The 26,159-nt window shown below is 42.9% G+C and carries 21 protein-coding genes and 1 tRNA gene; 14 read left to right on the top strand and 8 right to left on the bottom strand.

Annotated features, from left to right (window positions below; translation table 11 throughout):
• The first annotated feature begins 89 nt into the window (after positions 1-89).
• Positions 90-1,061, top strand: a complete 972-nt coding sequence (locus ACNQKP_RS10750; RefSeq protein ID WP_417864736.1) for a hypothetical protein — start codon at positions 90-92, stop codon at positions 1,059-1,061.
• Positions 1,062-1,066: 5 nt separating this feature from the next.
• Positions 1,067-1,792: a HEAT repeat domain-containing protein gene (locus ACNQKP_RS10745; protein WP_374033591.1), complete on the top strand. Its 726-nt coding sequence runs from the start codon at positions 1,067-1,069 to the stop codon at positions 1,790-1,792.
• A 30-nt stretch (positions 1,793-1,822) separates the two neighbouring features.
• Here the strand turns inward: ACNQKP_RS10745 and ACNQKP_RS10740 are convergent, their stop codons facing one another.
• The 4 genes from ACNQKP_RS10740 to ACNQKP_RS10725 form a co-directional block, all read right to left on the bottom strand.
• Positions 1,823-2,293: a hypothetical protein gene (locus ACNQKP_RS10740; RefSeq protein WP_417864735.1), complete on the bottom strand. Its 471-nt coding sequence runs from the start codon at positions 2,291-2,293 to the stop codon at positions 1,823-1,825.
• Between the two features lie 60 nt (positions 2,294-2,353).
• Positions 2,354-2,806 (bottom strand): DUF4442 domain-containing protein, encoded by a 453-nt coding sequence (locus tag ACNQKP_RS10735; protein ID WP_417864734.1) that lies wholly within the window; start codon positions 2,804-2,806, stop codon positions 2,354-2,356.
• 53 nt (positions 2,807-2,859) lie between these two features.
• Positions 2,860-3,375 (bottom strand): hypothetical protein, encoded by a 516-nt coding sequence (locus tag ACNQKP_RS10730; protein ID WP_011165078.1) that lies wholly within the window; start codon positions 3,373-3,375, stop codon positions 2,860-2,862.
• A 90-nt stretch (positions 3,376-3,465) separates the two neighbouring features.
• Positions 3,466-4,905, bottom strand: coding sequence for a hypothetical protein (locus ACNQKP_RS10725; RefSeq protein WP_417864733.1), 1,440 nt, complete (start codon positions 4,903-4,905; stop codon positions 3,466-3,468).
• A 257-nt stretch (positions 4,906-5,162) separates the two neighbouring features.
• Here ACNQKP_RS10725 and ACNQKP_RS10720 point away from each other — a divergent pair.
• The 10 genes from ACNQKP_RS10720 to drmC all read left to right on the top strand — a co-directional run bounded on the left by ACNQKP_RS10720 (position 5,163) and on the right by drmC (position 20,899).
• Positions 5,163-5,239: transfer RNA gene (locus ACNQKP_RS10720), tRNA-Met, on the top strand.
• Positions 5,240-5,387: 148 nt separating this feature from the next.
• Entirely contained in the window at positions 5,388-5,510 is a 123-nt protein-coding gene (locus tag ACNQKP_RS10715) for a hypothetical protein (protein WP_417864732.1), read from the top strand.
• A complete protein-coding gene (locus ACNQKP_RS10710; protein WP_417864731.1) occupies positions 5,501-6,541 on the top strand; it encodes a hypothetical protein in 1,041 nt (346 codons plus the stop codon). Before ACNQKP_RS10715 ends, ACNQKP_RS10710 begins: the two co-directional genes overlap by 10 nt.
• A gap of 173 nt (positions 6,542-6,714) precedes the next feature.
• A complete protein-coding gene (locus ACNQKP_RS10705) occupies positions 6,715-7,317 on the top strand; it encodes a hypothetical protein (protein WP_417864730.1) in 603 nt (200 codons plus the stop codon).
• Positions 7,314-7,583, top strand: coding sequence for a hypothetical protein (locus ACNQKP_RS10700; protein WP_417864729.1), 270 nt, complete (start codon positions 7,314-7,316; stop codon positions 7,581-7,583). The genes ACNQKP_RS10705 and ACNQKP_RS10700 overlap by 4 nt, the downstream gene beginning before the upstream one ends.
• 498 nt (positions 7,584-8,081) lie before the next feature.
• Positions 8,082-11,351: a DISARM system SNF2-like helicase DrmD gene (drmD, locus tag ACNQKP_RS10695; RefSeq protein WP_417864728.1), complete on the top strand. Its 3,270-nt coding sequence runs from the start codon at positions 8,082-8,084 to the stop codon at positions 11,349-11,351.
• Position 11,352: 1 nt separating this feature from the next.
• Positions 11,353-15,024, top strand: a complete 3,672-nt coding sequence (locus ACNQKP_RS10690; protein ID WP_417864727.1) for an Eco57I restriction-modification methylase domain-containing protein — start codon at positions 11,353-11,355, stop codon at positions 15,022-15,024.
• 2 nt (positions 15,025-15,026) lie between these two features.
• A complete protein-coding gene (gene drmA / locus ACNQKP_RS10685; RefSeq protein ID WP_417864726.1) occupies positions 15,027-18,332 on the top strand; it encodes a DISARM system helicase DrmA in 3,306 nt (1,101 codons plus the stop codon).
• The gene (gene drmB, locus ACNQKP_RS10680) at positions 18,333-20,141 is read left to right on the top strand and encodes a DrmB family protein (RefSeq protein WP_417864725.1); all 1,809 of its coding nucleotides are present in this window, start codon (positions 18,333-18,335) and stop codon (positions 20,139-20,141) included. It abuts the gene before it with no gap.
• Positions 20,138-20,899: a DISARM system phospholipase D-like protein DrmC gene (gene drmC, locus ACNQKP_RS10675; RefSeq protein WP_417864724.1), complete on the top strand. Its 762-nt coding sequence runs from the start codon at positions 20,138-20,140 to the stop codon at positions 20,897-20,899. Before drmB ends, drmC begins: the two co-directional genes overlap by 4 nt.
• A 36-nt stretch (positions 20,900-20,935) precedes the next feature.
• Here the strand turns inward: drmC and ACNQKP_RS10670 are convergent, their stop codons facing one another.
• Complete coding sequence (locus ACNQKP_RS10670; RefSeq protein ID WP_417864723.1) at positions 20,936-21,898, bottom strand: hypothetical protein; 963 nt, start codon at positions 21,896-21,898, stop codon at positions 20,936-20,938.
• A gap of 283 nt (positions 21,899-22,181) precedes the next feature.
• Between ACNQKP_RS10670 and ACNQKP_RS10665 the strand changes: the two genes are divergently transcribed.
• Both ACNQKP_RS10665 and ACNQKP_RS10660 read left to right on the top strand, forming a co-directional pair.
• Positions 22,182-23,213 carry a hypothetical protein gene (locus tag ACNQKP_RS10665; RefSeq protein ID WP_417864722.1) on the top strand — a complete coding sequence of 344 codons (1,032 nt, stop codon included), beginning with the start codon at positions 22,182-22,184 and terminating at the stop codon, positions 23,211-23,213.
• On the top strand, positions 23,214-23,981 hold the full coding sequence (locus tag ACNQKP_RS10660; RefSeq protein WP_417864721.1) for a hypothetical protein: 768 nt from the start codon (positions 23,214-23,216) through the stop codon (positions 23,979-23,981).
• A gap of 9 nt (positions 23,982-23,990) precedes the next feature.
• On the opposite strand, the gene ACNQKP_RS10655 is transcribed toward ACNQKP_RS10660, so the two are convergent.
• Genes ACNQKP_RS10655 through ACNQKP_RS10645 form a run of 3 tightly spaced genes read right to left on the bottom strand, consistent with a single transcriptional unit; the run spans position 23,991 to position 26,042 of the window.
• Positions 23,991-25,073 carry a hypothetical protein gene (locus ACNQKP_RS10655; RefSeq protein WP_417864720.1) on the bottom strand — a complete coding sequence of 361 codons (1,083 nt, stop codon included), beginning with the start codon at positions 25,071-25,073 and terminating at the stop codon, positions 23,991-23,993.
• 11 nt (positions 25,074-25,084) lie between these two features.
• Positions 25,085-25,708 (bottom strand): SHOCT domain-containing protein, encoded by a 624-nt coding sequence (locus ACNQKP_RS10650; protein WP_417864719.1) that lies wholly within the window; start codon positions 25,706-25,708, stop codon positions 25,085-25,087.
• A 22-nt stretch (positions 25,709-25,730) separates the two neighbouring features.
• Positions 25,731-26,042, bottom strand: coding sequence for a helix-turn-helix domain-containing protein (locus ACNQKP_RS10645; protein WP_417864718.1), 312 nt, complete (start codon positions 26,040-26,042; stop codon positions 25,731-25,733).
• Positions 26,043-26,159 lie beyond the last annotated feature (117 nt).

Raw genomic sequence — 26,159 nt, 5'->3', positions numbered from 1 at the left:
GTATCACCTCGAGATGGAATCACGCTAACCCGAATACCTTCAAAGGTCCAGCATTGACGGGGCCCTTGGGATGGGTGAGAATTTGAATTGTGACAATTGAAAAATTTCTGTCCTTTTGGGATCACCACAATACCTCGATCATAGAGGGCCTTCTTGGGCTCATCATCCTTCTTGCGTTGTTCTTGGCCTTCCGGGCCTTTTTCGCGAAGAAAGGTTCTTCTTCCACATCTGCAGAAAACGGTCAGGGTATCGATGCGGCTCAGCTTGAGAAAACGCTGCAAAAGATCCTCGACAGTCAGGCTCATGCTCCGGCGGCGAAATCCCGCCCGGCGGCGGAAGATCTGGGTGTGGATGTTGACATGGACGAATCCCCACTGACGACGAAGAAGGGGCAAGCTTCGGCGGCAGCTTCTTCAAGTTCAGATGCGGCCGCGGCGGTGGCAGAATCCGCAGCCGAAGTGGCGCAGTTGCGTTTGTCCTTGTCTGAAAATCACCAGAAAGTTGAAACCCTTCAAGCGCAATTGCAAGAAGCTCTTGCTGCAGCGCAAGCCGCCTCCGCTGGCGGTGGAGCTGGTGGCGGCGAAGGCGGAATGTCTTCGGCGGAAAAAGAAGAACTTAACGGCAAGCTTCGTGATCTGGAAGCACGCCTGGCGGAATATGAAATCATCAGCGAAGACATTGCGGATCTTTCCCGTTATCGCGATGAAAACGAAGACCTGAAAAAACAACTGGAAGCGCTGAAGGCGGGAGCTCCGGCCCCTGCGGCAGTAGCGCCGACTCCAGCGCCGACCCCAGCTCCAGAGCCAACTCCGGAACCGGCAGCTCCGGCAGCGGAAGTGGCGGCCGAGCCAGCTCCGGAAGCTCCGGCTGACAGTGGTGGTGGTTCTGATTTGATCGATGATGACCTTATGAAAGAATTTGCAGCAGCGGTAGAAGGTCAGCGCGCTTTGGATAAGGCCGCTGAAAAAGCCGGTGATGGCAGCGAAGAAGCCGCCAAAAACGGAGATGAAACCAACCAGCTGATGAGTGAGTTTGAAAACTTCGTCACCAAAAAGAGTTAAAAGCTATGAATAAGATTCTTGTGGCCTCTGTTTTGATTGCGGGACTTTCTTCAAGTGCTTTGGCAGCAGGTCCCAAGGGTTCATCCAGCACTTTAACTTCAGCCATGGAACTGCTGAAGCTTCCTGGTGAAAACCGCCGCATGGTGGTCCAGGTTCAAGGTGAAAAATACTATTCCCAATTCGTGTCTTTGGCGTTCAATGACTCCCAACCCATGAGTGTTCGTTGGAAGGCTTTGATGGCAGCAGCGGAAGCTCGCGGCCCGAAAGCCACGCCGGATCTGGTGCGCGCAGGGGATTCCAGTCAATGGTTCATGCGAAACGCGGCGCTGATTGCGCTGAGTGAAGTGAACACGGACGAAGCCCAAAAGCTTGCGCAAAAGCTGATCAAAGACAAAGCCCTGGTGGTTCGTTCGGCGGCGGTAGAGGTTCTGGAAAAGAACTCGTCTCCGGAAGTTCGTGACCTTTTGTGGGAAGAGCTGAATCAGAAATACAACTTCAAAAATGCCCACAGCCTTTGGATCCGCCATCAGATCGTGGATGTTTTGGCAAAGAAGCCGATGGATCGCGAGCTTAAGACCTTTGCGGGTCTGCTTTCAGACACCGACACAAGGGTTCATCTGCCAGCGGTTCGAGGGCTTGAGAGGCTGACCGGAGTTCGCTTAAGCGACAAACCGATCAAGCAAACAGCCCTGGTCGACATGTGGAAAGATTATATCAAAAAAAATAACTAATAAAAAAGCCGGGTCACCCCGGCTTTTTCTTTATTCAGTGGCAGGTTCTGCCTCTGCGTTTTCGATTTGCTGTTGTTCATCTGCATTTTCAGCGGCTTCTTCAGAGTCCACCTCGTTGGTTGGGGTGGCTTCTGATTTGGCGCTTTTATAGGGATCTGTCACCGAGGACGGGGTTTTAGCCAGAACCGAGTTGCACGCAGGTTTCGCGCGGAAGAAGTGCTTCCACATCTCATCCCCTGGTTTGCCTTTGATTTCTGGGTCTTGCAGTTCAGAACCCATGTAAGAGCTGGTGCCAGAAAATTCTTTCAAGCGTTTTAAGCGAGGAATCTTGCGTTCGCCGTCACACTCGCCTTGAGAAGCCTTGCCCCCTTCAGCGATAAAGCTGAAAGCCTTGGGCGGAGTTCTTCTTTTTGCCAAAGCGGCAGAGCTTGGAGTTAGCATCGGGTGAAGCAGCAGTACGCTGGCAAAGATCAGTGCTTTTTTGAAATTCAAGTTCAACATATCTAAAAAGCGTAGCAGGAATCTGTGTCGTCTAAAAACGAAAAAAAGACCGTTCAAAATTTACGTTGCGGCTTGGCGTAGGGCGGTGGATTTCTTTCGTACATAAAGCGTCTTGCTGAGTTCTGCGACTTTCATGCCGTTCAGATCAAAGACATCCACTGGCAGGTCAAAAACGAACTTGTCTCCGGTTTTGGTTTTTTCTCGGATTTCGTTCAGCAGCGGATCGTCGATGCGGAACTCAGCGATCAGGTCGGTTTTGCCGGGCTTTAGGAATTCAATTTTGGCAGCCTTGTCCCAGACGATATATTCAGACCCCAGGCTATTCAGCAGCAGGTACATAAAATGCGGGTCGGTCATGGAATAGATGCTGCCACCAAACTGGGTGCCCACGTAATTGCGATTATAAAAACGAAGCTTCAAACGCACGCGCAGGTATTTATAGTCTGACGAAATCTCTTCGACTTTGATGCCCGAGCCGAAATACGGCGGATAGATGTTGAAGAACATCCTCATAACAAATGTCGGGGATCTTTCAGCAATAGAGCGGAGGAATCTGACCAGCACGGTTAGAAGCCGGCTTTTTTCAAAGCTTCGTTGACGATCAATTCGCGTTCGATGCGATAGAAGATGATCTTTTCTTCCAGACCGTCGGTTTCCATTGTTTCAGGTTCACTGAAGAAATCGCGCAGGATCTCCATGCGCTTTTCAATGGTGACTCGGGTGGATTCGCGGCCTTCGGTTTTACCTTTGGCAAAGATCAAGGTCAGTTTGTAGCGAATCCCGCTGGAAGGCGGGCGTTGTTCGTTCGGTGGAATCCAGCCGTCGACACCTTTGATGTATTCAGTTTCGATAACGCCGGTGTCCTGGTTTTCCTGGGCGATCGGGTATTTCAAAACCGCGTGCGCCGCGCGCCAGACGTTGTCGTAAGAAGCAAAGAAGACTTTTTGTTTGTTGATCTGTCCCATGCGCTGGTGGGCGGATGGTTTTTTGTCAAAAAGACTGCAACCCACAAATGTGCATCCTGTGATAATCACAAGTCCCATCAGAACTTTTTTGGATAGAATGCGCGCTGGATTAGACATCTAAGAAAAATCTAACAGCAACTTGGCGCTTTTGGAAAGCTTTTTGGCGCGAAAAAAAAGCCGCTTCGGGATGAAGCGGCTTGGTGTGTCTTAGAAGGAAACAGAGCTGTGGGTCACGTGAGTCGCAGATTCGATCATCTGAGGTCCCACCGGAGCCGTCGTTGCCGTCTGGCTTCCGACGAAGTTCACTTCCCAGCGTTTTTTGCCGGCTGGAGCAGAGTCATTCGGCCACTGCGGCAGCTTTAAGCGTTCAAGCCAGTTCTGTGCGTAAACCTCCCACTGAGGGTTCAGAACTTTCACTTTGGCAGAGCCTTGAACCACTTCCTCTTCCTTGGAAAGGACAGAGTAAGTCGCAATCGGGCTGACACCATCAATAGTGTTAAACTTAGGCATCAGGATCTCGCCAGATTGCAGGGATGGATCCGGGATCAAAGGCAGCATTTTTGGTGCTACGCCGGCTGCGAACGGAAGAAGCGTCGCGCTCATGCGGTCGCCACCGGATTTCATCTCGGCCGTTCTTTTCAAAACGCCCAGAACCATCAGCTCAGACCCTGGCAGGGTGTTTAGACCCAGTTTTTTGCCGTTTTCGATCTTTTTCACGTCTGTTGGGATCAAATAGCCAGACTGATTGGCTACGCCGACAGCGATGAACATCTCGTCTGAACGGAATGCTGGAGCGGTCACGTCTTGTTTTGCGGTGAAGTTCAGCTCGCGTGTTGGCATGTCCAGACGGGTGCTGCCGGATTTCACGTCGATGTCACGAACCGCACCACCGTTGATGGTGAAGCTGTTGATCAGCTCATAGAATTCAGCTCCGCCGCGAAGGGCGTCCACGGTGGATTTGAACGGGAAACGACCGCGAGCCGCAAAAACGCGGTTCACACCAGTGTTTCCGTAGTAAATGCGATAGTTCGGTTTATCCAGAGTGATCGTGAACAGAGCGTATTTCTCGCTTTGACGAGGCAGGGAGATGTTGGCTGGAACATCGATGTCCTGACCCATGGCTTCAATGCGATCGGATTGAGGACTGATCACGTTGTTGATGTCGAAGGAAAGCAGCGCCATTTTAGAGAACGCTGGCATCACCAAACCGAAATCCACATAACCGTCTTTGTCCTGAACCGGCAGACCGGACGTCACACCTTTGACTTCATATTGAGTGGTCGTCACGGATGGGCGCAGTTTGAAGGTCAAAGCGCCTGGTTCCTGGTTCATATAAGTAGAGCGAATAAAGCCTGGGGCTTGAACGGTCACAGCCATGCCAGTGTTCCAGCCGGCTGGGATTTCAACCTGGCCGTTAGCGTCTGTGGTCAGGAAGTTCCCGCTGAACGGGGAGTTCAGGGCATCACCGATCAAAATTTGAGCATTTTTAATTGGCTGGTCATCAAAGGTGCGAACGGAAATGACGTTAGCACTTTGTTGCCAGACCAGGCCTGCAAAGCCTTCAGAATCACCGGTTTTTGGCGTTTTCTTGTCAGAACAGCCTGCAAGTAGCGCTGGGACGGCCAAGGCCATCATAAGCTTTTTCATAAGTATCCCCTCCGTGGTGGTCCTTATATAAGGACCATGTTGCGGTCCCTGTCTTTGGGACCCAAAATCTGTCACAGTCTGTAATTGCATTGCGGAAAAGCCACACGGTCAAGACTTAAGGCGGGCTAAGTACGAAAATTTAAGATTCCGAATATAACGCAAAGCCCATTATTGACTTCCTGCGCGTTCACAACTAAAAATCTTGCTTCACGCAGACAAGTGGGGACTTCGTTCCTTATAAGTTGGCGTTACTGTGTGGTGGGGTAGCTCAGCTGGTTAGAGCAACGGAATCATAATCCGTAGGTCGGCGGTTCAAGTCCGCCTCTCACTACCAATTTTTTCTAATTATCCAATAAAATCAAATAGTTAGATCTGACAACCACCTACCCACGGGTAGGCGGTGTAGTCATTTTTAAATCAATCTATTGAATTTGAGCTCAAAATCGCGCAGAAACCCTCCGAAAAGACCTTTGGAGGACCGCGTGGGCTCGTACTACCTAAAGAAAACCAAGAATGCTCAATGGACGCTGTACAAGCAGTCCTATGAGAATGGGAAACGCAAGCAAGAGCGTGTTCCCGATCTTGCCTACGCGAGTTGGGGTTAGACCCCAAGATTCCTTATATCAAAGCCCACGAGATCGTTCGGGCGCTCAATAAAGATAACTTCAAAGAGGCTGAAAAGATTCGTGTTGCTGCCAAGCGGACAGAGGAGTTGGTCTCTCTGCATGCGGGGCTGTTTCCTGATGAATATATACAGGCATTCAAAGAGAAGCTTAAGGAAGAAAATTTTGGATCTAATCGGCACTTGCTGAAGCTTTATTCGCATTTCAACTTCATTCAACAAATGTGTATACAGTTGAAAATTGAGCCAAAGGACTACAAGGAAGCTTCTAAGAAGATCTATAAGTACTTTGTTGAACGCAAAATATCTGTGAACTATTCGGCGCGAATTATTTCATTGCTCAATCGCTGGGGATTGTTTGTTAGTCGCAAACAAAGGTCTTTCTATGATGAAGTTCCCGTTCCTCGAGGGCGTGAACAGAGTGCGATTGCGGATGCCCAAAAGACTAAGCGTGGAACTGAAACTGATTTGGGAGTTCGTCAGGAATCACTGCCGTTAACGCCAGCGAAGCTTGAGAAAGCCAAAAAGTTCCTTATTCCTGAGCAGTATAATTGGTTGAAGCTTTCGGTGTGGTTTGGTCTTCGTCCCGAAGAAGTTGATATGTTAGTCGACGAGAAGAAGTTCCGTCTTGAATTTAATTTGAAGAATAAAATTCATGTGTTGCACGTTTATCAGTCAAAACTCCAATCTGTTGCTGAAGATAAACGGTGGAAGAAGATACCGATAGTCTTTAAAGAGCAGCAAGAGTGCCTGGATGTTATTTCAGCTGGCTCATTTAAAAGGCCACTCCATAAAACGGTCAGGAAGTATGTCGGTAAAGGCGTAACTCTTTATGGCGGTCGTAAAAACTTTGTCGACATGATGATGGAGAAGGGGCAGAAGCTGGAGGATATTTCGCTCTGGCTTGGGCATGCTTCAATTGAGACAACTTGGTCGCATTATAAGGACAAAGACCAGGTTAATTTTGTCGAGACATCAGAAACAAAACGATTGAAAGTACCTTCGACTCGATAGTTTTCCATAAGCTCTCAATAAGAAGTTATAAATCCGAACGTACGGCGTATGTATATCTTTCATGTGTATCATATCTAAGTTATTACATATACTTAGATAGGTTATAAAATACAGTTCGTAATATGTACTTTTATAACTTCTTTGGTTATAACCTTTTTGAATTTGGAGGTTATATGAAGAAGCAATGGTTAAGAACATCCTTTAGATTAAAAAAGGAATCCGAGGAGCGAATAAAAAGTCTCTGCGACCGTTCCGGATATAAGCAGAAGGAAATTCTTGATGAAGTCATTCGTCGGGGATTTGAAATGAAGATCTTTTCGGATGAGGTAGAAAAATCTGAGACATCTATATTTCCAGAGGTTTATAAGCCATGGATTGATCTCCAGAAAACATCCAGAAAGACCTATGAAATCACGAAGCAAAACTCAAAATTCCTAGAAGATATCGTCTCAGTTCATGATTATTTGAACAGGGATCAGGTGCTCAATTTGCTAATTTATATTGTTTCAGATGGTTTGATTTTCCCCCTAAAAAAAGAGCGAAAGAAGCTATTAAAGATTAAACCAAAACTGAAGCGATTGATTGGCTTGAAAAACTTGATTGAGCGCGATTTGACTGACGTGTTGGGGGATAATTCAGATGCTCTTACATTGTTGAATTGGAAAGAGCTAAACTCATCTTTGCAGGCATTTGAGCGTGCCTTTGATAAGTGGTCAGGCGTAACAATTGTGACCAAGAAAAAAGACAATTCGGCAAAAACTGGGAGAATTTTATGAAAATTACAAGTCATGCTAGCTGTAGGGGTGCGCAGAGAGGGATTTCGCTCAATAGCTTTGATCTAATCTATAAATATGGTGAGGCCCGAAAGCGATCTGGTGGAGTTTCGGAACTCGTGATTACAACTAAAGCAGCGCAAATGGCAATTCAAGTCCTAAAGGATGAGATCAAGAAAATCGAAAAAATGAAAAATAAAGCCTTTGTTTTTGATGGGGAGACTTTAATTACAACATTTCATTCCACCGAGAGGTATCGCTATGAATAGTGAAGTTGTGGGTGAGTTAAGAAAGAATGGAGTCAAAGGTAAGTGGACATCGAACGGACCCGTTTTTAGGATTTCAAGGGCGCAGAATGGGCTTTGGTTTCGATGTGAACGCAGTGGATTTCATAGGGATGAAATCCGTAATTATCTACCCCTTAGTAATATGCCCAAGCTCAGCCAAGTACTCTCCGATCTTGAGAGGGTGGATGATAGCCTGAGATTGCTTGGAGGAAGAGTCTTCATCTCTAATCGCGGAGTTTTTAGAAAGTAAAGCTGGTTAACTCCGCCCTGATGCGCTGAGGCAATTTGTGAAGAAAATTGGGAATCGAATATTGAATTGCTCTGAAGTTGCCTTGAGAGTTGGGCTTTAAGATGGTTTAATTGTTCAGTAAAGTTTGTTTATATAATTTGTAAAAAGGCGAGCAAGGTAGCTTGTCGGTCTTCAGTTAAAGCATCCTATTGCCATTGAAGATTAGCGAGTTGAAACAGGGAAGTTGTTTTATGAATTTGATTCCAGAAATTGGAAGTGCGGTTTTCATTCGTCAAAGACAGTATATTGTTGAGGATGTGGTTGCGCCAAAACCACCTATCTCGAAAGACTCGGCTCATATTGTTTCATTGAGCTGTATAGATGATGATGCCCAGGGGCAGCAGTTAACGGTTCTTTGGGAAAAAGAACACGACAAAATTGCTGATTATGGACAGCAGTGGGCTGACCTTGCTAAAAGAACGTTCGACGATCCTAAAGTGTTCTCTGCCTTTTATCATAACTTAAATTGGAATTCGATTACATCTACAGATCCGGAGCTTTTCCAGGCACCGTTTAGATCTGGGATCAAGATCGAACCTTATCAGCTTGAACCACTTTGGAAAGCTCTCAAACTTCCCAGGGTGAATCTTTTTATAGCAGATGACGTCGGTCTCGGTAAAACCATCGAAGCAGGATTGATCGCTCGAGAACTTCTTATTCGCAAAAAGGCGAAGGACATCGTGGTCTTTGCTCCACCATCCATGCTTTATCAATGGAAAGATGAGCTTGAAAATAGGTTTGGTCTCGTTTTTGAGATCATGGATAAAAAGTATATTTCAAAAATCAGACAAGAACGCGGTTGGGCTGTAAATCCTTGGGAAACGCATTCGCGTTTTCTTGTTTCACATAGGATGTTAATTGATGATGAATTCACTTCATTGCTTCGTGATTGGCTAACAGAGTTTAGAGGACGGTCACTGTTGATTTTAGATGAGGCACATCATGCGGCTCCTTCAAGTGACGGTAGCTATGGAGTCGAGAGTCAGTTTACTAAGGCTATCAAAGATCTTTCGCCTCGATTTGAGCATAGACTGTTTTTGTCAGCAACACCACACAATGGACATTCTAATAGTTTTTCAACACTACTTTCTATTCTTGATCCAAATCGTTTCTTCCCATCGGAAAAGATCCGAGATCAAAAGATGATCGACGAAATTATGGTTCGTCGGTTAAAAGAAGATTTGCGCGATATTGTTGATGGCTTCCCGACGCGAAAAGTTGAGGCGATTTCAATAAGTGAAGATACTTGGCTTGAAATTAAGCTTTCTAATTTGTTGCAACAGTACAAAGAGGCTAAAGAAGAGCGGTTGAAACAATCGAAGGCCAGAGCTAGGGCGTCGTCAGGATTGGTATTAGTTGGATTGCAACAAAGGCTTCTATCTTCACCCGAGGCATTCTTTAAAACTCTCAAGGTTCATAAGGCAGCTTTTGATAAGGCCGCGAAAGAGAAAACGCAGATCACTAAGCGTTTTGATGAGGAAAACTACTTATTTATAAAAACCGGTATAGATCAAGATAACGAGTTTGCGGAAATTGAATCTGATGAGCTTGAAAAACTGGAGACTTCAAAGATTGAAGAATTGACCAATTTTAGCAGCGAGGATGCCGCTGCTGATCTTATAAAGATAGAGCAGAATCTTCTGAGCGAGATGATGGCTGTAGCTGAAAAGAATCGCTATCAAAAAGATGGCAAGATGACTTATTTGCTCGACTGGATTGTTAAAAATCTCTGTCCTAATAAGAAAAACTGGAATGACTTAAGGGTTATTATCTTCACAGAGTATGAGGACACGAAAGTATATATCAAAAATCAGCTGGACCAATTCTTTGAAAACCAAGTGGACTTTCAAGAGCGTATCGCTATTTTTCAGGGATCAACTTCTATGCAGCAGCGGGAGGAAATCAAAAGATCTTTCAATGAGAATCCTGCAAAAAATAAGTTGAGAATTTTGATTGCAACTGATGCTGCAAGAGAAGGTTTAAATTTACAGACCCATTGTTGGAACCTTTTCCATTATGATATCCCTTGGAATCCGGGGCGTCTTGAGCAAAGAAATGGTCGTATAGATAGAAAGCTTCAGCCAAACAAGGAGGTATTCTGTCGATACTTCGCATATCTACACCGACCTGAAGATAAAGTTCTCTCAACGCTGATCCGTAAAACACAGACCATTCGTGAGCAATTAGGTAGTTTGTCTCAAGTTCTCGATCCACAGTTTTCAGCAATTTTGGAAAACGGCATTGATTTGAGAACGGTGGAAAATGCTGTAACTAAAATCAACCAAGTTACCCAAGATGAAATGAAAAGGAAGATTGTCGAGGAAGAGCTAGAGATTGCAAGGGACAAGCGTAAAGACAAAGTTGTAGAAAAAATTGAAAAAATGAAAGCGCTTTTGAAAAAGTCGCAAAAAGCTATTTCAATGGAAGAAGATTATCTCAAAGCTGCATTAAATTGTTCGCTTAAGCTATCTGGGCTACCGCTTTTGCAGCCAGTAGAGAATGGCCTTATGTTCCCCAGCATCACGGAGAAGATGAAGGATTCTACTTGGCAGGGGACGCTGGATACGCTTCGACCTCCAAAAAAGAGAGATCAAAAGCCAGCGGATTGGCGCGCAGAAACCAGTTATCGTCCGATCGTATTCAAGGACCAAGAAAATATCTCAGATGAAAAAGTTCATCTTCATCTTGAGCACAGGCTAGTTAAAAGATTACTGAACAAATTTTCCGCACAAGGTTTCGTTCAAGATGGTTTAAGTCGAGTATGTGTGATTCCTAGTAAGGTACAAAGGCCGAGGGCAGTTCTGCTGACTCGCCTTCTGTTCTTTAGTAAAAATGGTGCGGGCAGGCTGCATGAAGAAATTATTCCGATTTCTGCTGAGTGGAAATCAAAGGATCGCTCAAAGGGAATCGAGACATTTAAAGAGGTAGGGGAAGCTTCGTCATTATTGTTCCTTCATAAAGCACTGCTGCAAGAAACTTTTCCAAAGGTAGATGCATCACTCGTGAAAAAGCATCTTAAAGAGGATTTCGATTCTTTAGCTGAGGATATTATTAAGAAACTTTCAATTAGAGTTGTTGAAGTTCAGGAGGCTTTAGAAAAGAGAGCCGACGAAGAGTCCAAGTCCTTGAAAGAGTTATTGGAAAAACAGCTTGGTAGAATCAAAAAGGATTTGGGTATTGGTGATCCGGTAGAGCAGGAGAAGCTGATGAGCAAAGGGCAACTTTCATTTGAAATGGGGGATGTTGGTGCCCAAATGAGTCTTCAGGTTCAATTAGAAAATTTATCTGCAAGAGAAAAGTATCAGTTCGAGGCTGACAGACGTGCTCTGTTGCAAAAGATTGAGTGGCTTAAAGTTGAGATCATCGAGGAGCCGGAAAAAGTTAAAAGGCTTTACGAATATCACCCTCCAAGAGTTGAAAAATTAGGATTAGTCTATTTGTGGCCTGAGGGCGGGGTGTAATATGGCTTCAAATAAGGTCATCGAATATCATCAGCAATGGATTGGGTATTTAAACCCGACCGGATTGGTGTTTGCTCCAAATGCTTTGGAGAGCGCGCAAGTTGTCATAAATGAAAATGTTATTTCTGAGCAAAAAGAGTTTCTAACTCTTGTCACTAAGCCGGTAAATGATATCCCTGAATTCACAGGTTTTGAAAATATCCGGGAGTTATTTTTCAAAGTATTAAACTGGCGTGAGTCTGATCTAAATTCAGATCAAACCGTCATTGCTCAGTATTCGTTCTCCCATCCTCAGTTTGGTGAAGTAATTGTGCCAACTTATGTGGCCCATGTGAATGATGGAAAATGCATTTTAATTCAAGAATTAGATCAAGACGATTTTGATAAGTCTGCCTTGACCGAAGATAGCTGGAACTCAAGCCCCCATTTTAAATTTGAGAGACTTCTCCGTGAGAAGCAGGTTTCGACTGGGATTATCGTTTCTAAAAAACAGCTACGCTTGATTTTTGCGCCACGGGGTGAATCGTCCGGTTACATAGATTTTCCTTTTAAAATCATGTATCAATCTTCAGGTAGATTGGTATTTTCTGCATTTAGGGAACTGCTATCCGATGCGAAGGTTTTTAATTCCCCCAAGGGGCAATCGCTCATTGAGATTTTAGAGCTTAGTCGTAAATATCAGGCCCAAGTTTCAATTGAACTCTCTGGGCAAGTTTTGGCTGCTCTTTATGAGCTCCTAAGGGGCTTTCAGACAGCTAACGATGATGAAAGTGGTAAACTCTTAGAGAAAACGCTCAAAGAGAATCCTCAGCTTATTTATGAGGGTCTATTAACAACTTTACTTCGCATGGTCTTCATCATGTATGCCGAAGATCGCAATTTATTGGCTACTGACGAGGTCTATCAAAGTAGTTACTCGCTTGCAGGGCTTTATGAAAGACTTAGACAAGATGAGGCTCAGAATCCAGACACTATGGATAGCCGTTACGGGGCATGGGCGCATTTAATTTCTTTATTCCGACTCATCTATGACGGTGCTGAGTACGATTCCGAAAAAGGAAAAGTAGTTTTACCAGCAAGGCATGGTCACTTATTTGATCCGAGTATTTACCTATTCCTTGAAGGAAGAGATTCAAAAGATCAGTTATACAACAAGGCTCCAAAAATTTCTGATGGAGTTGTTTTTAGAGTTCTTAAAAATCTTCTTGTCTTAAAAGGAGAGCGAATCTCTTATCGAACTCTCGATGTAGAGCAGATTGGCTCTGTTTACGAAACTATGATGGGATTCGAGCTTGGCCAATCCGAGGGCGAAACTATTGCTTTAAAGCCAGCGAAGTCTCATGGAGCTCCTTTGCCAATTAACCTCGATGAGATTTTGGCTACAAAAGACAAAGCTAAAAAACTCATTGAAGTCTCTGAGTTAAAATTGTCTGACAAGGCAAAAAAAGAATTTAATGAATGTAAAACCATAGCACAACTTGAGAATGCACTTGATAAATGGATTGACAGAAGGGCTACTCCCTTCATTTTGTCCAAGGGGGCAATGATACTTGTTCCGAGTGAAGCACGAAGGAGGTCGGGTTCTCACTACACGCCGCGAGATATTACAGCTCCCATTGTTCGCGCTGTTCTCGATCCAATCCTTGATAAACTAGGTTCTAGCCCAACACCTGAACAGATACTTGAATTAAAAATTTGCGACCCTTCGATGGGGTCTGGCGCATTCTTAGTAGAAACTTGTCGACAACTATCAGAAAAACTAATTGAGTCTTGGTCTGAACATAAAGTTCATATTTCAGTTGGAAAAGATGAAGATGACTTACTCCATGCAAGGAGAGTCATTACGCAAAAATGTCTTTATGGTGTAGACAAAAATTACATGGCCGTCAACTTAGCCAAACTTTCTCTTTGGCTTATAACTCTTGCTAAAGATCATTCGTTCAGCTTTTTAGACCATAACTTGAAGCATGGTGATTCACTTATTGGATTAACAAACAAGCAGATTCTTGCCTTTGATTATGCGAGCAGAACCGAAGACTTGCCACTGTTTCAATATGCAAAGAATCAATTAGATGAGGCCCTAGAAGCTCGTGATGAAATTATCAATGCTACAGATGAACAAAATTATGATGCCCTCAAGCTAGTGGAAACAGAATACCTAGAAAGACTTGAGCCATTAAGGCTTGTCGGGAATCTTGCGCTAAAGTGTTTTTTCGATGGAAAAAACGAAAAAGAGCGTACAAAAAATCTTGAGACTCACTCTCTAATAATCTCGAACTACTACTCTGCCAATGATTATGAAAGGTTGAAAAGATATTGCCTGGATCAATTAACTAATTCTACGCCTTTCACCGTAACATTCCATTGGGAGCTAGAGTTTCCAGAAGTCTTTTCTAGAGACCAATCTGGATTTGATTGTTTTGTTGGAAACCCACCCTGGGGAGCTGAACTATCGGTTCGTGAAAAGGACTTCCTAAAGTCATCGTTTCCAAACATTATCGTGCGAATGATTGATTCTTATATGTTTTTTATCTCTAAAGCGGAAAAACTCCTAAATACCAAAGGATCGCTTGCTTTTGTTCTTCCCGATGTTCTTTTCTATCAAGACGACGTGCAGAATTTAAGAAATGTGATCCTGCAAAACTTTAATGTTAATTTTTTAGCGAGCTTGGGAGAGGCATTTGATGGCGTAACAAGGGCCTCAGCCATTTTTGTTGCTAGCAAAAAGGATTTATCTGCAAAAAATTGTATTGTCTCTGATGTTTCAGAAATAAAGACTCTTCAGGAAAAGATGAAAAATCTTTTTACTGATGGGAAATGGCATAAATTAACTGGGAACGACTTGTTTGAAAAATTGCCGTCAAAAATATTCATAACATCAAGCCCAGAACAGTACGAAAAGCTTTTAGACTTGTACAATCGACCTGAGTTTTCGTTGCTCTTAGATATTGTAGATGACGATGGTATTCAGAGAGGGGTTAGTCCTGATTTCAAGGATGCGTTTATTGTCACATCCTCTATTGCTAGCAGCAATTTTTTAGAGGAAAAGCTCATCAAGCCAGTCTTAACAGGCGGAACGTCCATTAAGCGCTTTAGAATTATTGATACTGACGAAAGACTTATCTACACAGACACCAACACGGATATAATTTTATATCCCAATATCAAAAAATGGATAGACTCATTTTCGGATAAAATAAAATGTACAGAAGTTTCCGCAGGTAAGCACTCCATCTATCGTTTACACAGACCGAGACAAGAATCTTTATTTTTAAAGAAATATAAGATTGTAGGAGTTGTAACAGAGGATGAAGTGATCGTTAGCCTGGATTTCGATAATCAATATTTTAGCGATGGTGTTTATGGGTTTGGTTTAAAATCTGAATTCGATGAATATGTATATTTTGTTATTGGCATTTTAAACTCTTCAGTATTTTCCAAAATTTATCAACTCCTAGCTCAGGAAAAAGGAAAAGCAATGGCTCAGGTTAAACCTAGCATCGTGGAGCGGATGCCATTCCCTAAAATTAGCGAGATAGATAGTTCTCTTGTAAAGCAAATAACTGATGAAGTTAAGACAATCCTTGAGGAAGGAGAGGATAAACCATCAATGGAAAAATTAAACAGTCTAGTAGAAGAGCTATACTTCCCAACTAGCAAGGTTGAGGCTTAAAAATGAAATCCACCGATATAAGAGAAAATATTGTCGATGCAATGAATCTTGACTTAATTGGGCCCAGTCATAATTCTGAACAAAAATATCTCCAAGAGGTTTTGAGTGTTCCGCCGTCTGCTTATTACCTGACAGGGTTTCTGGTTCCTCATGGTTCAAAGATTCAAGTTGATGTTGAAGAAGATGATGCCAATGTTAGCCCTGACGATACTGATGATAACGCTGAGTCTGGTGGAGATGAAGCCAACTCACTCATTAAGAGATTTCCTTCTTCTATTGGAATGAGTTTCCTTCTCAAAAAAGAAACCAAAGAATTTGAAGTCGTTTGTCGCTGGGGCGAATACAGGCCTCAGCAAGAAGGCGACAAAACTATTTGGCCGAGAATCCATATTGAAAAAACAGTTAAAGTTGTTCTTTCAAGCGATGTTAATCAAAGATTTGCAGTTACCAACGAAGTTGAATTGATCGTTAATCAAAAGATTTTAAACCTTGCTAGCGATTCTTACAATCTACTTGAAGATGGAACAAAATCGCTTTCAGTATTTTTGGTAAATAGAAAACCTATCAAGAACGCTGTTCTCCCTGATGATTCCTTTATGTTCCAAGCTGAAATGGAAATTCATGCGGCTCATGGATTCTGTCCTCGTCCAAATCTTCGAGCCTTAGAATCAACCGATCCAGATGACAGCATTGCTGATCTTCAATTCGCTAACATCCATGAATATGCCACTGGACATGGTGTCGCCGCTCTTTTTGAAGCCCAAGATGGTTCTTGCAACAAGATCACCACCTCTTGGATGCCCTCGTACGAAGTTGAGGGAGTACAGTCTCACGATACAGAAGGTCTCGAGCTTCGTATGGAAGAGCTTGCGAAACTCGATAGTTTTGAAGCAGCCAAGGTTAAACTTTCACCTCTTTTGGAAGACTACAAGCAATGGATTAAGAAACAATCCGTACTGATTCCGAAGGGAATAAAAAAACGAGAAGATACTGGAAATTACCTTGTTGGAAAATATAATTTTGCTCTTAAAAGAATTGAAGATGGCATCAATCTTTTGCAAAACAACAATGTCCTTGAATCTTTCAAAGTAGCAAACCTTGTAATGGCCGAAGCTGCGAAGAAGAGAAGATCAGATACTCCCAAGTGGAGAACTTTCCAGCTTGCATTTGTATTGATGAATCTTAAAGGGATTATCAATCCTGCGGATTCTGAGCGGGACACTGTTGATCTGCTATATTTCCCTACAGGTGGCGGTAAGACGGAGGCATACCTTGGTGTGGTAGCTTTCACTCTTGTCTATAGACGACTAGTTGACCCAACGATTACCTCTGCAGGCGTGAGTGTCTTGATGAGATATACACTGAGACTTTTAACGCTCGATCAGCTTGAGCGAGCAACAACTTTGATTTGTGCTCTTGAAAAAGTTCGCCGTGACCAAAAGACGAAATGGAACCTAGGCGAATCGCCTTATGAAATTGGTCTTTGGGTTGGAAAAGCTGGCACGCCTAACAAGTTTGGCAAAAAAGGTTTGAATAGGTCAGATAGTGCACGAGATATGCTGAGGGCTTATCAAAATAGTAACGGGAAATCTCCTGTGCCTTTAGAGAATTGTTGTTGGTGTGGGGAACGGCTGCATAAAGATCATAGCTTTAAGTTTGATAACAATGATATTCCCATGGAGTTGAAAGTAATATGTAATAATCGTGAATGTGATTTTACGGCCAGTAAATTTGGAAAATTGCCGTTAGTAGTTGTAGATGAAGAAATCTATCGAAAGCTTCCATGTTTTATTATTTCAACTGTAGATAAGTTAGCCTCGATGCCGTGGGAAGAAAAAGTTGGAAAACTCTTTGGGCGTGTTGATAAATTTCATAAAGATTTGGGATTTTTCTCGTCTACAGAAAATCAGGCTGGTGCTCAAAGGCTGGCCGGAGAATTGAAACCATTAGATCTTATCATTCAAGATGAGCTTCACCTTATTTCGGGGCCACTTGGTACAATGGTAGGTCTTTATGAAACTGCCGTCGACGAGCTTTCATCAAGAACGGTTGACGGCAAGAAGATAAAGGCCAAGATCATTGCTTCAACCGCAACCGTAAGACATGCGCAGAAGCAAGTTAAAGCACTTTATGGAAGAAGTGCGGTTGATATTTTTCCGGTTCCAGGTGTTACATCAAAGGACTCATTCTTTGCGAAAACTGTCCCTGTAACAAAGGAGAGTCCGGGCCGATTGTATGTAGGAATCGCAGCCCAAGGTCGCTCAACTAAGAACCTTTTATCTAAGTCATATCTATCAAGTATGAGTGCTGCCCAAAAACAGCTTGATCTGACTGGAAATAGCACCGTTGTTGATCCATATATGACAGCTCTTGGCTACTTCAATTCACTTAGGGAGCTTGGAGGGGCAAGACGGATTATCGAGGACGAGGTAAATTCTAAGTTAAGAAACTATTCAGCGTTTAGAAAGCGAGAAAGCGAACCACATTCTGACATCCTTGCAAATCGAGTTATTAAGTTTGAAGTTCTTGAGCTTACATCTCGAGAAGATACGGCGCGTGTTGCTTTAGCAAAACACAGACTTTCTAGACCGCATGGAAACAATGAATTTGTAAATGTTGCCATAGCTACGAATATGATTTCTGTGGGTCTCGATATTACCAGGCTTGGATTGATGCTTGTATTTGGTCAGCCTAAGACAACCTCTGAATACATTCAGGCATCAAGCCGGGTAGGTCGGGGCTCAACGCCGGGGCTTGTTGTTACGCTCTATAATATCCATAGGCATAGGGATAGATCGCTTTATGAAAGATTTGTTCCTTATCACCAGAGTTATTATCGTGATGTTGAGACAACAAGTGTCACACCTTTTTCAACTAAAGCTTTGGATAAAGGACTAGCAGGTACTTACTTGTCTATTGTTCGTCATTTGATTGATGGGATGAGACAGGAGCTTGATGCTGGTAAAATTGCTAGTAAGAAGAATGAACTTGGAGCTGTCGTTTCCAATCTCATCTTGCATAGATTAGGCGCGACTGGATCTAACCAAGCGACCAGTATAAGTTTGCAAAAGCGACTTAACTCGCTTTTGGATGACTGGGAAAAAATCTTAAAATTTGCTGAAGAAAGAAATGAGGAGCTGACATACACCGATGGTGATCACTCACTTATACATCAGTATCTGGATCCGAAACTGGATGACCTTCCTAATTATTATTTAAAATTTCGGGCAAATCGCTCCATGCGTGAAGTAGAGCCAACAGTGAATATATGGGTCAAGGGTATGAACGATCAGGATTTGGAGGACTAGATGACGAGAAAAGCGCATGGTGAAGTTCGGCAGAGCCAAATCATTACCACCTTCGGGCCGGGGGCATTATTAGATTTGCCAAAGTATTCAGTCATCGTTGCGGGGCTTGATGGCATTCAAGCGGATGGTCTAATTCAAGAGCCACGTCTTCTAGAGAAAGTTTGTCGTATTCCGGGCCTTCAGCATGTTTCATCCCTTAGGAATCCCCCGATGCAAGTTGAAACATACGGTACGGATACTTCGGGTATGAGAGCACATCGGTTTCCCGATTGGTTTATCACCACGCAAATACAAGATACCCGCGATCGTTTTTTGGTACCTAAGGGATTGGTTGATCGTCAGAAGTTCAAAGATGATGAAGGAAATACGTATTCCGTTGTTCCTGTTCGCTTCCTAAGGGCCTGCCGCAGAGGTCATATTGATGACATTGACTGGAAGGGATTTATTCATCATGGACAAAGAGAGTGTAAAGTTCCGATCTATCGGTTTACCGAGGTTGGAAATACAGGAGACGCTTCCGATATAATAGTGTCTTGTTCTTGTGGCGCCAGTAGGCATCTGGAAGAAGCTAAAGAGCCAGCACCAGATGGATTAGGCTTCTGTCAGGGGAAACGACCGTGGTTGGGTTTTGGTGCGCAAGAGGAATGTAGTGAACTATCTCGCTTAGTGATTAGAAATGCATCCAACATTTATTTTCCCCAAGTTTTGAGTGTAATCTCTATTCCGCCAAAGCAAAATATCACTCTTGGAGACGTTGTACTCAAACATTTGAACATGATAGGCAATTTGACCGACATTGTTCAGTTAGACGCTTTTAGAACTATCCCGATGCTTAAGGAAGACTTTAAAGAGTATTCCAATCAAGAAGTTTGGGAATGTATACTGGCGATCAAGAAAACCGGTCAGAATCCTCAACAGGTAACACTAAAGGATGCTGAATTTGAAACACTCTTCTCATCTGAAGACGAAGTGGGGCAAGATTGGCCTGCCGGGAATTTTTATTCAAAAGCCATCAAAAGAGAAAATTGGGGTAGTGCCCCTTTCATGGATAGATTTAGTAGATTGGTCTTAGTTCATAGATTGAGAGAAGTGAGATCTCTAGTTGGGTTTACCCGCATAGACAAGCTGAGCTTAGGAATTGACGGGGAGCTTGAGGAAAACGAATCCGTTCATCGCGCATCTCTATCCCTGGGAAGTGTTTCTTGGGTTCCTACTGTGGAAAATCGTGGCGAAGGTATCTTCATTGGATTTGATAAGGAAAAGGTCAAGGAGTGGGCGAATCGTCCTAAGGTTGTTGAGAGAAGTCAGCAACTAATTGATGGAATGAGACGGCTTTATCTTGAGAAAGAGCAAGAATTTGATTTAAGCAAATTTCCGGGGATTGCCTACTATATGCTTCATTCGTTTTCGCACATGTTAATTACGGCGGTTTCTCTTGAGTGTGGCTACCCGGCAAGTTCTATTAAAGAAAGAATTTACTGTTCCAAGCATGGCTACGGTGTTCTCCTTTACACGGGCTCACCCGACTCAGAGGGTACTCTTGGCGGGCTAATTGAATCGGGTCGCGATATTCACAAATACATTAAGATTGCTCTTGAAATGGGTGAACTTTGCTCTAATGACCCAATATGTTCTCAGCATGCTCCAGACCACAACTTGGATGATAAATATCTATTGGGGGCTGCTTGCCACGGTTGCCTTCTTATTGCTGAGACTTCATGTGAGATGAGCAATAACTATCTTGATAGATCACTTGTCGTTCCAACAATCGAAGATCTCGGCTGTGAATTTTTTGGGATCGTAAAATGAATATAGCAGATTTAGAGAAGATAATTGTCAATTTTGAAAGCGGAAGATGGGATATTCCCATGAATTCTTTTCTTCTACAGGAGATTTTTGAAGGGGAGAAGGTGGAGTATTGGCGCGAGGTCTTCTCTAAGTACGAGGAGCATAATTTCTCAAAGGAACAGGTTGTTTTTAGCCTGAAGCAGATCCTTGAGAATTTAAAATCTAAAAGTGGCGCCAAGGGAAATATAGAACTGGTATGGACGGGGCCAGAGGCTCTCAATTCTACATTGAGAGATACGGCTGTGATGGCGCAGGAACTTTTTCGTGGAGCAAAGAACGAAATAGTTATTGTTGGTTTCGCGTTCTACCAGGGTAAGGAAATTTTCAAAGATTTGGCGACTAAGTTAGATTCGGATCCTTCTTTTTCTGTAACTTTCTTTGTAGATGTCCGTCGCGAGGGTAACACGTCTGCAGAAGTTGCAGTTCTGGCCAAATTTAAATCAGATTTTCAAAAAAAACAGTGGCCAGGTGTTCGGCTTCCAGAAATTTACTATGATCCAAGGACACTTGATTTGAAAGAGGGACAACGATCTTCGATGCACGCTAAGTGTATCATTGCCGACTCAGAGCGGATATTAATAACCTCAGCCAACTTTACACAAGCGGCACACCATCGAAACATTGAGGCGGGTGTAGTAATAGACTCGGCTCCATTTGCTGTCGATCTAAAATCCCAGTTCTTTAATTTGGCTGAGATGGGTTATTTAAAGAAGTTGTAGAAGCAGCAAGGGAGCGCTTAGTTGCTCCCCGCTCATTTAAGCTTCTGCGCCAAAGCTAACAATAACACAGTCTTTTCTTGTGTTTTTGTACTGCCGACCTTGAATGGTAAGACCGATGGATTGTCTTGATCCAAGCGCAGAGAGAATTCCGTCCTTGAGCCTGCTTTCGGTTCCAGCAATTTTTGCCGTACAAATTTCGCCTGATTCAGTAGATTCTAAAGTCGCAAAAAACTCACCGTGTTCTGATACCTTTACCTCTTTTACATAATAGAGTCCTGTAAATTCAATTTCCTCTGGAGTATTTCGAGTTCTTTTGAATTTTTCGCGAACATCGGCATAGTTTAATTTTTCACCTTCTTTTTCAACAGTTTCATCCGGCTTAATTGCTTTCACAGCTTTGTCGCCTAGTGACTTCCCGGCAGATATCGCCGCCTCAACCGCAGGTTTTTCTGCGACTATATCCCGAATGATTTTGAGTCTTTCAGTTTCCTGGGTGGTCATTGTTTGTGTGACGGCTTCTTTGTTGGCAGCTTCTTTGTATTGAAAATAGCGGTCGGCGATAAAGTATCCGCCCAACGAAACGGTTGCAGTGGTTAACACTATTGCGATGTGCTTCGATTCCATTCTTTTCATGCCCTCTTCTACCATTTTATTAAATGCTTTCCCCAAATTTGCAATCAAATCAGAGGATCCTTCTGCCACCTTCACGAAAATTTCTAGTTGCTCTTTTTCATCCTTAGATAGCAGATGTGTTTCATCACCATAGACCGCTAAGGCATAGATCCGATTGACTTCATACTGTAGCTCATAGATCACATCGCAGAGGCGAGTGGATACAGTTCCATTGAAGCTTGGTCCTTCATATTTAATTCTGACGATTGGAAAATCCTCAAAAGATATTCTTGCACCTTTTGTGTCAAAAGTATTTGTTGAGAGCTGTTTTATCAGGTCCCACGCTTGATTTTCGTTGGTCAGCTTAATATCAAGTGCTGCACTCATTATTCCTGCTCCTATTGATGTAATTTCAAAATGAAGTCCGAAGTCTGGCTTTCTGTAGCAAGCTGTCCGGCCTATAGTGAAGATCAAGACAATGCTCATATTTTTATCGGGAAAAACAACTTAAAATTTAGTCCAGTAGTTGTCTTTGAATGTGATTGAATCATCATATCAATAAATAAAGCATAATAAAAACATATACATACAATCTATCTATCAAATAACTAAAATTTCAGGTAATTAATTGATAAAATGTAAATATATGATTATATTAGATATAAATCATATGAAGAACCATCATCAGACTTTAGCGTTTCTAGAAGGGGCATTAGGCCAAAAAATCCAACTCAAGGGGCTAATTCTCCCTGGGGTGCCGGTCTATATTACGCAAGCCTTTAACAGCTATCAGTTGGCTGTAGGAACTCCTGAACAATATGAATTGATCCTACTGACGCCAAAGCGTGCGCTTGCCTTTGAGCAAATCATGAGTGCCCTACGATTTGTTCGCAAGCTTCGTGGCGACACCATCCCGGTGCTTGTCGCTGATGATGTGAACCCTAAATTTCGGCCATTGTTGGTAAGAGAAAAAATTTCATTTCTTTACAAAGACAAAACCATCTTCATTCCAGAGATTGGATTGAAGGGTGACATCGGAAAAATGATTAAGGCAAAAACGAATCATGGGGTCGGTCTTAAAAATGCACAGTTTGAACTTAAGCCGCTGGCATTGAAGATCATCGCAGGATATTTGACGGATCAGGTTCCAGAGTTCTTTTCTCAAGGGAATTTATTCGATGAAATAAAGGGAAAGACAGACATATCTCGCACAAAGTTTTCTGAGGTCATCAGAGACTTGGTTCGTGCAGAGCTGCTTGTGACCAAAGGGCAGGGGCCAAAGAAGGAATATCAATTCCTTCCAAAACAGCAGCTTTGGAAGGCGGTTGGTAAGCTACCAATTGGAAAACTACTCCGAGTTATTGAAGTAGAAAATGTGCCGGTCATGAAAAGCGAATATGTTCTGGCGGGAGAAACAGCTCTTGCTAATTATTCAAACTTGGCTGAACCAAAAAAGAAAACGATTGCTATTACTAGTGAGATTTTCAAGGCTCTTAAAGTTGCGGGACGTCTCATGGCACAGACGGTTGCTGACGGAACGCTCATTGAAGTTTGGAAGGAAGATCCTAAGCTGTTTGCCATTAAGAATAGCTTGAATCCAATCGAGGTATACTTTTCTTTAAAGCATGACGTTGATGACCGAGTTCAAATTGCCCTTCAGGAAATGCTTCGCGAATACGATATTGAAATGGAGAGCAAGTAAATGGCAAAACCTCATGGCTTCGACCATTTCTGTAGTTACATGGCAGGTCTTGAAGATCAATTCGTTATTATCGGCGGGAGTGCCGCTTCAGTTTTAATGGAAGAGCAAGAGTTGGAGTTTCGACCAACTAAAGACATTGACCTTGTCATCTTAACGAATACATCTGGCGAACTGAATGCAAGGATATCGGCCTATGTAAAAGCTGGTGAGTATTCTGTGAAAGAAGCCACTGAAGGCTCACCAAGATACTATCGCTTTTCAAGCCCAGTAGGTGCGGAGTACCCAAAAATTGTTGAGGTTTTTGCCAGAAACGAAAGCGAAATCGTTTTGGATGACGGGCAATATATCATTCCTATCACTAACGATGCGAGCATAAAGTTGTCGGCCATTTTGTTAGATGAAGAGTACTTCTCGCTCATCAAAGAAAACATATATAGAACTGAACAGAATACGCCGCTAATAAACTCTGTGGGGAATATTTGCCTAAAAGCTAGGGCTCATCGCGAACTTATCGAAAGAAAAAAGACCGATGCATTCGTGGATTCAAAAGACATTAAGAAACATCGCAATGACATTTTGAAGGTGGCGTTGACTCTCGTGGGTGATGAGCGTCCTTCTATCGGGCCAACTGTCAAAGTTGACCTAGAAATTGCGCTGGGTGAGGTCAATCAAATTACGGCAGACCAATTCAAAAGCATTATGAAGGACTATCCTGGTGTTGATCTTCAAGCCTTGGTCAACGTTCTAAAGTCGGTATTCGCAATTTAAAAGACATCCCTATTGAAATGTGTAGTTGCCGTTTCCATCATAGCAAGTCTGTCCTGCAATATATCCGAAGCTCCCATCTGAATAGCTGACTTTTTTAGTTGAAGGGTAGCAGATGGTTTGTATGGATATGCTAGAAGTGTCCGGCATGTACGGTCTATTCCCCATAACATAATCTCGCCATGACTCCCAAGTATAGGTTGGGACATCCACAATTGTCCTTGGGGCGTACTTAAAGGCCAAAGTGGAAGTTTCAATAGCAGACTTTATTGAATCATTCCAAACTTGGTTAAAGGATTCAGAACTCATTTCAGTGAAGTTAAATTCTGATCGAATCAGGATTGCTTCATTGGTCAAACTTGTGTTTTGGGCTTCCGTAAGATCAGGCAAATACATTGAGTTGCCGTTTCGCAGGTAGGTACAGAACTCCCAAGGAGTAAGTAGATATGGGCAAAAGATTCCACTGATATCCTCATTTTGATCGAATCGAACCATTTGCCAATTTGGGCTAGAAAATTCATAGCGATAAATTTCGAGGGGAGCGACCGTTTCTGAGCTTGCGCCGATAGAGCCAAGATCTAATAGAAGCTGCTTTCCATAGTCTTGGGGGTTGTGAAGTTCGGTTTCATGGTCTTCCCTGAGGTAAAAGCAACCTAAGTCGCGAGAGAAGGCAGGCTTGCCTGCGCCGCTGGAGTGAGAATCAGAAGTAATGCCTAAGGTAATTCTGCGAAATTGCCCGGTGGTGCCGTCAAGTTCCAGCAAGATACGATCATTCCGATAGGTATAGAAGTTGTCCGAAGCTTTTATCCAGACTTTGCCGATATTTTGCGGAGTGCAAGTGATGTTTTGTCTTTTGCGACGATCTAACCCTTGTTCATAGTCTGTTAGTTTGAGGTTCTTTTTAACGCAGGTCTGTGAATATTCGCTAATCTCGTGGGTATATTTTTTGGTTTCCTTAAAAACAGGATCCCACTCGTAGATGACTTCATTTGAGCAGGAGTTTTCAGTCGAAGACGATGAAGAGTTGGTTGTATTATTTAGACAACCGATGGTCGATAGTAGAACCAAAATTGTTGAAACACGTCCAGCAATCATACCTAGTTCCCTTAGCCCACTTTAATTAACTTCTCCTTGAGTATCGAAAACTCCTGATCGGATAGCGCACCTGACTGTCTCAATTCAACCAGCTTTTTAAGTTCATCTGATACCCCTACAATCGAAGTTGAGGCGCCAGATGTATGCCTTATAAGCGTGCCGTTTACGTATTCATTAACAGCAACTTCAGCCTTTGAAGCTAATTTAAAATGCACGCCCATTGCTAAAGAAAATAAAATCAGTGGAATGAAACCAACCGGTATCGTCAATAGGGCAAGATAGATAGCCAATATCCTGTGTTTTTTTGTGAAGTAGGCGATGCTTGCGTAAAATTTTAGAGAGTTAAACATTCTAGTTACTTCAAGGCTTGAGTAATTAGTATTGCCTTTATTAACGGCATCTTGAACTAAGTTGGCATAAATGAAGTACGATACGAAATCGGAATGACTAATCTCTCTAATGTTGGCAAGGGGCAGAAAGCGTATTGGTTTTAATTCGCCGGATGCCTTCATTTTTCTGACTTTCTTCTCGACCTGAATTTGTGGGGAAAACATACAATAGAATGAAATTATCATCCACATTAATGCGGATAAGCCAATTAATTGCAGAATAGTTTCAATTTGGTTGTTGTTCATAGTTGCCCCTTGTTGCCTTGCTCTACTCTTTGAATACCTTTTTGATTGTCATGCGATATTCATTTTTTCCATCTTTGAATGTAGAGCTAAACAGTGAAATTTCAGACTTGTTATTTTCCATTTCACCGAACAAAAGAGTGGCAACTGGAATTTCTAGGTAGGTAGCTAACGTGGCTATGTGATGTAGGTTCTTGGCTGATGGTAATACACCATTGACCCATGCGTGGAGTACGCTGATAGGCATAGAACAAGCCTTGGCGACAGCATTAATGGTCAGTCGCCGAGCTTTCAATTCTCTCTTTAGTGTGGTTTCAAGTATAACCTTCATATCCATTTCATCGTCAGTCTGCATAGCTGACTGGACTAATATTCCGGCGACTGAATATTAAATCCCGTCGACTGAATGGGTGGGATTTGATCGCTCAGGATGATCGTATTCCTTTGAGAAAAA

Source organism: Bdellovibrio bacteriovorus (assembly GCF_048286975.1).
Taxonomy (GTDB): Bacteria; Bdellovibrionota; Bdellovibrionia; order Bdellovibrionales; family Bdellovibrionaceae; genus Bdellovibrio; species Bdellovibrio bacteriovorus_H.
Note: the sequence above shows the minus strand (reverse complement) of the source record. Positions and strands in the feature narration are given on the sequence as shown.